This window comes from Pseudonocardia sp. GCM10023141 (assembly GCF_042653605.1).
The window spans coordinates 53,594-60,774 of sequence record NZ_JBHSIR010000069.1 but is presented as its reverse complement, the minus strand read 5'-3'; the positions used below and the strand labels follow the sequence as shown (position 1 = coordinate 60,774).

Sequence of the window (7,181 nt, the reverse complement as noted above, 5' to 3'; positions counted from 1 at the left end):
ACCGCTCCGAACTCATCATCGCCGCGATCGTGTTATGGCTGCGCACCGGCTTACAGGACACGCCCTAGTCAAAGGTGCGACTTCTCCACTCCGCAAACGTATGATCAGAACCGCCGGAGCGCCCACAGCCTGGGTGGGAGCGCCGGAGGGTAGGGGGAGATCCGATGAGCGAGCTCATGCGCGAGTCATCGAAGCAGACGCAGGCAGTCACACCATCGCCCGTGCACGCGCACCACCTCCACGTCGGTCGTCGCTGGTGGGGTTTCGGCACGCTGCTGCTCGCCCTGCTGGCGCTGCTCGCGGCGGCCCGCTGCGCCATCACGATGGTCTACCTGGGCTTCCACTTCAGCAACGTCGTCAACCCGATCACGCAGCCCGCCAGCTACTACGTCTTCGTCGACGGCGGGGCCGCGCAGTTCACCAGCGCCGCGGTCGCGCTCGCGCTGGGCACGCTCGCCGTGCTGTTCGGCATGGTCTGGGCCGGGGCCCACCTGGCGGGCAAGCCGATGGTGCTGTTCTCGGTGTGGGCGGCGTGCCTGCTGCTGGCCGCGATCTTCCCCACCGACAACTCCCCCGACATCACCTCGTTCGCCGGCTGGGTGCACCAGTTCGCCGGTGGCGGCATCCTGCTGTTCCTGTCGATCGCCGGGTTCACCGCCGCGCGGCGGCTCACCGAGAGCCCTGACTGGCGCCCGGTGGTGCCCACCGTCCGCATCCTGTCGGTCGGAGCGGCCATCCTCGCCGGCGCGTACGTGGCCTCGCGCATCGTCCAGGTCGTGCCGGACGCGATGGTGCTCTTCGGCGGTGAGGACATCGGCGGCATCCTGCAGCGCGTCGCCTTCGGCTTCGACATCGCGGTGGTCACGGCACTGGCCGTGCACCTCGTGCGGGTCTCGTGGCTGCGCCTGAGCGATCGCACCGAGCCGTGGACGGGCGGCGACCCGGCCAACCCGCCCACGGCGCACCTCGGCTCCTGAGGGCGCCGCACCCCGTCCTCGCCGGAGCTATCCCTCCTGCTCGGTCTTGTTCGTGACCCCCGCGGCGTCGAACGTCGCCACGTCCTGCAGCGCCTGGGCCGCGGCCTGCACCACCGGCAGCGCGAGCGCGGCGCCGGTGCCCTCCCCCAGCCTCATGCCGAGGTCGAGCAGCGGCTCCAGCCCGAGGTGCGCGAGCGCGCGGGTGTGACCCGGCTCGGCGGAGCGGTGCCCGGCCACCCAGTAGCCGACGGCGTCGGGTGCCAGCGCCGCGGCCACCAGCGCGGCGGCACCGGCGCTCACGCCGTCGAGCACCACCGGCACGTGCAGTGCGGCCGCACCGAGCAGGTAGCCGGCGAGCCCGGCGTGCTCGAGCCCGCCGAACGCCGCGAGTACCCCGATGGGGTCGGCCGGATCGGGCCGGTGCAGGGCGAGTGCCGCGGCGACGACCGCGGTCTTGTGGGCGAGCGTGGCGTCGTCGATGCCGGTGCCGCGGCCGGTGACCTCCGCCGCGCCGGCTCCGGTGAACGCGCAGATCAGCGCCGCCGCTGACGTCGTGTTCGCGATGCCCATGTCGCCGGTGATGAGGCAGCGGTTGCCGCCTGCGACGAGGTCGCGCGCGGTCTCGATGCCCACCTCGACCGCCGCGACGGCCTGCTCGCGCGTCAGCGCCGGGCCCTGCGAGAGGTCGGCGGTGCCGTCGGCGATGCGGCGCGGGAGCAGACCGGGCAGGTCGGCGGGCAGGGGCGACGCCACCCCGATGTCGACGACGCAGACCTCGGCGCCCACGCGGCGGGCGAACGCGTTGACGACGGCGCCGCCCGCGGTGAAGTTCGCGACCATCTGCGCCGTGACCTCCTGCGGCCACGGTGTCACGCCCTGCGCGTGCACCCCGTGGTCGGCCGCGAACACGGCCACCGCGGCGGGCTCCGGGATGGGTGCCGGGCACTGCCCGGCGATCCCGGCCAGCGTCACGGCCACGGCCTCCACCCGTCCCAGCGAGCCGGGCGGTTTCGTCATCCGGTCCAGCCGGTCGGCCGCGGCCGCCCGCGCGGCGGCGTCGGGCGGTGTGATGGCGGCGACGGTCTCGGCGAGCAGGTCCAACGGGTCCTCCCCCGGTAGTCCACGCAGGCCGAAGGCCTCGTGGTGCACGGCCCACCGCAGCGGTCTGCGGCGGGCCCATCCCGACGACTCGAGTTCCGGTCGGTCGGCGAACTCGGTGACGTGCCCGACGCACAGGTAGGCGACGAGCTCCAGGTGCGGGGGCAGGTCCAGCTCGCGGGCGAGCGCCCGCTCGTCACCGAAGCTGACCCAGCCCACACCCAGGCCCTCCGCGCGGGCGGCGAGCCAGAGGTTCTGGACCGCGCCGACCGTGGAGTAGGGCGCGGTGCGCGGCTGGGTGTGGCGACCCAGCGTATGGCGCCCACCGCGGGTGGGGTCGCACGTGACGGCGATGTTGAGCGGGGTGTCGAGGATCGCCTCGACCCGGACGCTGCGGAACGCGTCCGCCCGCGCCGCCGGCAGCGACGCCGCGTAGTCCGCCCGCGCCGCCGCGACGTGCGCCTGCACCCGCTCGCGGGTGGCGCGGTCGCGGATCAGGACGAAGTCCCACGGCTGCGAGAACCCGACGCTCGGGGCGGCGTGGGCGGCGACCAGCACGCGGTGCAGCGCCGCGTCGTCGATCGGGACGTCGGCCCGGAACCCGGAGCGGACGTCGCGGCGGCCTGCGACGACGCGATGGAACGCGTCCCGCGTCAGCTCGTCCACGGGCCCCCGGCCGCCACGAGGCTCTGCATCTCGGTGATGCCGGGCACGAGGCGCACGGTCAGCTCGCCCACCGTGTCGCGCACCGCCGCCGCCAGCGCGTCGAAGGCGAAGTCACCGCCCGGATCACCCTCCGATGCCACCACCGCCGTTCCGCCCGGGTGGGCGGCGAACCACGCCGCCACCGCGGCGGCCGCGCCCACCGGCACCCGCTCGACCCGCCAGGCCTCGGTGTAGAACAGCACCGTCTGCTCGGCACGCCCCACCTCCGGCACGAACACGACGTCGGCCGCGGCGAGCAGATCCGCCGCCCGCACCGTCACCAGACCCGGATCACCGGGTCCGACACCCACTCCCACCAGCACGTTCACGTCGCTCTCCTCCTCGAGGGTCCGCGCCCTCGCTCCGGGGTGATCGACGGCAGGAAGTGTCCTGGCTCCCGGATCGACACGAGCCGCCCGACCTTCCCGCTGCTGCAGTGGTCACGGGTGGGCGATCGCTTCCCGGTGACAGTGGCGGGACCGCGCCGGATTCCCACCGGCTTCCTCCACTGCCGTCGGCCGAAGCCCAACACAGACGGCGGCGGCGGTCAACGCGGCGTGAGAAGGCCGACCTCGCGCGGGTTCGGGATCACCCCACCCGGGTTGGCCGGGCAGCGCCACCGTCGCGCCGCCGCGACCGCGCCAGTCTCGGCTCGTGACACATCCGGAGGCAGGGATCGAGACGGTGCGGCTGGCGACGTGGAGCGCGCGACATCCGTGGCGGGCGGTGGCGGCGTGGTCGTGTTCGTGGCGCTGTGCGTCGGGACGGGATCCGCGGTCGGTACCGACCAGGGATCGATCAGCGCGTTCTGGATCGGCGAGGCCGGGCGGGCGGAGTCCCTCGCCGCCGCGGCCGGGCTGAGCCCGCCGGAGACCGAGAACATCCTCATCACCTCGGCGGCGGGGCCGCTCGACGAGGTCGCGGCGGCCGCGGCGGACGTCCGCGCCGCGCTGCGCGACGTTCCCGGTGTCGCACGGCACGACCGGGGTGCTGCGCCTCGCGGTGCCGTACGCGGAGAACTCCCCGGAGGGGGCGGCGTCGCTGCAGCGGTTGCGGGGACCCTGCTCCCCCAGGCCTTCGGCACCGCTGTCCGGTGCGGGGTGAGCGGAGATCTCCCGCGGCACCGACTACTCGGCGCACCAGGCCGAGCGCATCCCGTGGGTCATCGGCTCCCGGATGCCGCTGATGACGTTCGCGATCCTCGTGGGCCTCTCCACCGACTACCAGATCTTCGTGGTCTACCGGATCCGCGAGGCGGTGCGGCGCGGGGTGTCGACCCGGCAGGCCGTTCGCGAGGGGATCGCGAGCACGGCGGGCGTCGTCACCAGCGCTGCGGCGGTCATGATCTCGGTGTTCGTGAGCTTCCTGCTCATCAACCGGATCGAGATGAAGCAGGTGGCCGTCGGCCTCACCGCGGCCGTGCTGTTCGACGCCGTGGTGCTGCGGATCCCGATCCTGCCGGCCGCCATGACGATCCTCGGGAGTGGACGTGGTGGCCCCGCTACCGCACCGCGATCCTGAGCAACTCCGCTGACGGTGCGCGCCGCGAGGAGTCGCGGCGCTATGGCTTCCCCGACCTCGTCGATGTGCTGCTCTACTCCCACGAGATCGGGATCGCGAAACCCGACCCGCGCGCGTACCAGCTGACCTGCGAGCGGTTGGCGGTCGAGCCCACCGGAGCGGTGTTCGTCGACGATGTACCGGCCAACGTCGAGGCCGCGCGGCAGATCGGCATGCACGCGGTCCTGCACACCGACGCAAGGCAGACGATCATGGCGGTCGAGGCGCTGTTGCGGAGCTGAGCGCGCGGGGCCCGCGAGATGTCAGAAGGGCGTCCATGCTGACGGTGAACGTCAGGAGGGCGTCCTTCCTGACGTGTGCGACGGCGGGGGCGGGGCGTTCGCCGCCACCAGGCCGTCCGCGGTGGTGATCGCCGCCTCGGCCAGCGCGACGGCCGCGAGCGCGTCACCGCGCAGGTTCGGGTTGCCGTCGCGGGCGAGTCCGGCCGCCAGCGCGGCGACCTCGTGGGCGATCGCCGCGATCTCCGCGGGCACGGCCGAAGCGGCGGCGCGGGTGCGCTCGACGGCCGCGGGCCGAGCCGGGTCGTCGCGGGGCAGCCGCAGCGCGGCGAGGAACTCGCGGTACGCGGCGGCATCGGCGTCGGCCAGCGGCTCCGCCCGGTCGCGCAGCGCATCCGCCGCGGCCGGTGCGGCGCCCGGCTCGGGCGCGTAGCGGGCCGCCATCCCCGCGAGCGCGGCGGCCAGCGCGGTGGCGAGTGCGGCCGCGCCACCGCCACCGGGCGCGGGCGTGCGGTCGGCGACGGCCACGAGCAGGTCGCGGACCGACAGGTCGAGCAGGCTCACGACGTGACCTGATGGTCGACGAGACCCGCGACGGGCCCGACGACGATCACCGCGGGCGGGTGGATCTCCTGGTCGCGCACGGCGTCGGCGACCTCGGCGAGCGTGGTGCGCACGGTGCGCTGGATGCGGGTGGTGCCGTCCTGGATCACCGCGACCGGGGAGTCGGCGGGGCGGCCGCCGTCGATCAGGGCCGCGGCGAACAGCCCGATCCGCTCCACGGCCATCATCAGCACGATGGTGCCGCGCAGCCGGCCCAGCGCGGGCCAGTCGACCAGGCTGGTGGGGTGACCCGGGGCGACGTGCCCGGACACCACCACGATCTCGTGGGTGACGCCGCGGTGGCTGACCGGAACGTCGGCGACCGCGGGTGCGGCGAAGGCGCTGGTGATGCCCGGTACGACGGTGACCGGCACGCCGGCCTCGGCGCAGGCGAGCACCTCCTCGAACCCGCGTCCGAAGACGTACGGGTCGCCGCCCTTGAGGCGCACGACGAAGCGGCCCGCCCTGGCGTGCTCGATGAGCAGCTCGTTGATCCGGTCCTGGTGCATCGCGCGCCCGTAGGGGATCTTGGACGCGTCGATGACCTCGACGTGCGGCCCGAGGGTGTCGAGCAGGTCGCGCGGGCCGAGCCGGTCGGTGACCACCACGTCGGCGCGGGCGAGCAGGCGCCGGCCGCGCACCGTGATCAGCTCGGGGTCACCGGGGCCGCCACCGACGAGCGCGACGCCGGGGTGGGCGGGCTCCGCGGCGTCGTCGACGACCCCGGCCTGCAGCGCCTCGACGAGGGCGGTGCGGACCGCGGCCGAGCGGCGCGGGCGACGTCCGGCCAGCACCCCGACCGTCAGGCCGTCGTGGCGCCCGACCGCGGGGGTGACGGCGGTGCCCTCGGGGGCGTCGTCGGCGCGGACGCAGAAGATCCGCCGCCGCTCCGCACCCGCGCTGACCTCCGCGTTGACCTCGCGGACCTCGGTGCAGGCCACGACGTACCAGGCGCCGGCCAGATCGGTGTCCTGGAACGGGCGCTGCGACCAGCGCAGCTCCCCCGCCGTCGCCATGCCCTCGACGGCAGGCGTGACCTCGGGTGCCACCACCTCGATGTCGGCGCCAGCCGCGAGCAGCCCGGTGAGCCTGCGCTGCGCGACGGTGCCGCCGCCCACCACGAGAACCCGGCGGCCGGCGAGGTCCAGCCCGGCGAGGTACGGATCGCTCATGATCATTCTCCCTCCGCCGCTGACGAGTCCGAGTGTCGACGGTGCGAGGGATCGCGGCGGGGCCGCCGGTGGATCGACCCGGTTCCCGTGCCGCCGAACGGGCGCGATCATAGCCCGCGGGCGGCCCTCCACCCGGGCGTCGCGACCCAGCTCACCCGCTCGCGACGGCGACCGTCACCCGCCCGACCACGATCTTGGCGACGACCAGCCGCACCGGCCCCCCGCCCGCCAGCTCGGCGGCGGCGTGCAGGGCGGCCGCCTCGGCGACGCTGGGGGTGCCGGTCGCAGCCTGCACCCGCGCGTCCGGATGGGGCACCGTGACCCGCGCGAGCACGGCGGCCGGGTACGTCCACAGCTCGGCAGGCGCGATGGCGGCGAGGATGCCCGGCTCGTGGGCCTTGCCGTCGACGCTGGCGTAGGCGCGGACGTCGGCGGCGTCGATGCCGTGGGCGGTGGTGAGCAGGGTGAGCGCGGCCGTGACCTCGGCGGTCGAGATGCCGCGACGAGCGCCGATCCCCACCACCATTCCGCCCCTGTGCACGGGCGGGACGCTACGCCGGGTTGCAGGAAAGCCACTTTCCCGCAACGTCATGGCGGGAAAGTGGCTTTCCTGCCATCGCCGCGCGAGGGTGGCGGGCCAGCGGGGACCTCTCGGTGACCGCACCCATCGGCCCCGCGCCGGCCCCGGCGCAGGAAGGTGGCCTTGCCGCAAGAATCTTGCGGCAAGGTGGCCTTCCTGCAACCCGAGAGCGTGGCGCGCCGGGTGAGTGACCACCGCCCACAGGTTCCGGTTGGATCATGAGCCGATGAGCACTCGACCACCGGCG

8 protein-coding genes and 1 riboswitch are annotated in these 7,181 nt (G+C 74.6%); of the genes, 3 read left to right on the top strand and 5 right to left on the bottom strand.

Annotation, left to right across the window (positions count from 1 at the left end):
* Positions 1-164 precede the first annotated feature (164 nt).
* Positions 165-977 carry a DUF998 domain-containing protein gene (locus ACFPFQ_RS41185; protein ID WP_379628700.1) on the top strand — a complete coding sequence of 271 codons (813 nt, stop codon included), beginning with the start codon at positions 165-167 and terminating at the stop codon, positions 975-977.
* Between the two features lie 27 nt (positions 978-1,004).
* Here ACFPFQ_RS41185 and cobT read toward each other — a convergent pair whose 3' ends face one another.
* Together cobT and ACFPFQ_RS41175 are read right to left on the bottom strand one after the other, a co-directional pair.
* The gene (gene cobT / locus ACFPFQ_RS41180; RefSeq protein ID WP_379628699.1) at positions 1,005-2,741 is read right to left on the bottom strand and encodes a nicotinate-nucleotide--dimethylbenzimidazole phosphoribosyltransferase; all 1,737 of its coding nucleotides are present in this window, start codon (positions 2,739-2,741) and stop codon (positions 1,005-1,007) included.
* Positions 2,729-3,109, bottom strand: coding sequence for an SAM-dependent methyltransferase (locus tag ACFPFQ_RS41175; protein WP_379628698.1), 381 nt, complete (start codon positions 3,107-3,109; stop codon positions 2,729-2,731). Before ACFPFQ_RS41175 ends, cobT begins: the two co-directional genes overlap by 13 nt.
* A gap of 55 nt (positions 3,110-3,164) precedes the next feature.
* Positions 3,165-3,285: riboswitch (cobalamin riboswitch) on the bottom strand.
* A gap of 680 nt (positions 3,286-3,965) precedes the next feature.
* Between ACFPFQ_RS41175 and ACFPFQ_RS41170 the strand changes: the two genes are divergently transcribed.
* Together ACFPFQ_RS41170 and ACFPFQ_RS41165 are read left to right on the top strand one after the other, a co-directional pair.
* Positions 3,966-4,301, top strand: a complete 336-nt coding sequence (locus ACFPFQ_RS41170) for an MMPL family transporter (RefSeq protein ID WP_379628697.1) — start codon at positions 3,966-3,968, stop codon at positions 4,299-4,301.
* A complete protein-coding gene (locus ACFPFQ_RS41165; RefSeq protein ID WP_379628703.1) occupies positions 4,295-4,582 on the top strand; it encodes an HAD-IA family hydrolase in 288 nt (95 codons plus the stop codon). The genes ACFPFQ_RS41170 and ACFPFQ_RS41165 overlap by 7 nt, the downstream gene beginning before the upstream one ends.
* 51 nt (positions 4,583-4,633) lie before the next feature.
* Here ACFPFQ_RS41165 and ACFPFQ_RS41160 read toward each other — a convergent pair whose 3' ends face one another.
* The 3 genes from ACFPFQ_RS41160 to ACFPFQ_RS41150 all read right to left on the bottom strand — a co-directional run bounded on the left by ACFPFQ_RS41160 (position 4,634) and on the right by ACFPFQ_RS41150 (position 6,895).
* Positions 4,634-5,143, bottom strand: coding sequence for a cyclodeaminase/cyclohydrolase family protein (locus ACFPFQ_RS41160; protein WP_379628696.1), 510 nt, complete (start codon positions 5,141-5,143; stop codon positions 4,634-4,636).
* Positions 5,140-6,360, bottom strand: coding sequence for a uroporphyrinogen-III C-methyltransferase (gene cobA, locus ACFPFQ_RS41155; protein WP_379628695.1), 1,221 nt, complete (start codon positions 6,358-6,360; stop codon positions 5,140-5,142). The genes ACFPFQ_RS41160 and cobA overlap by 4 nt, the downstream gene beginning before the upstream one ends.
* Before the next feature lie 145 nt (positions 6,361-6,505).
* A complete protein-coding gene (locus tag ACFPFQ_RS41150; RefSeq protein ID WP_379628694.1) occupies positions 6,506-6,895 on the bottom strand; it encodes a cobalamin biosynthesis protein in 390 nt (129 codons plus the stop codon).
* Positions 6,896-7,181 lie beyond the last annotated feature (286 nt).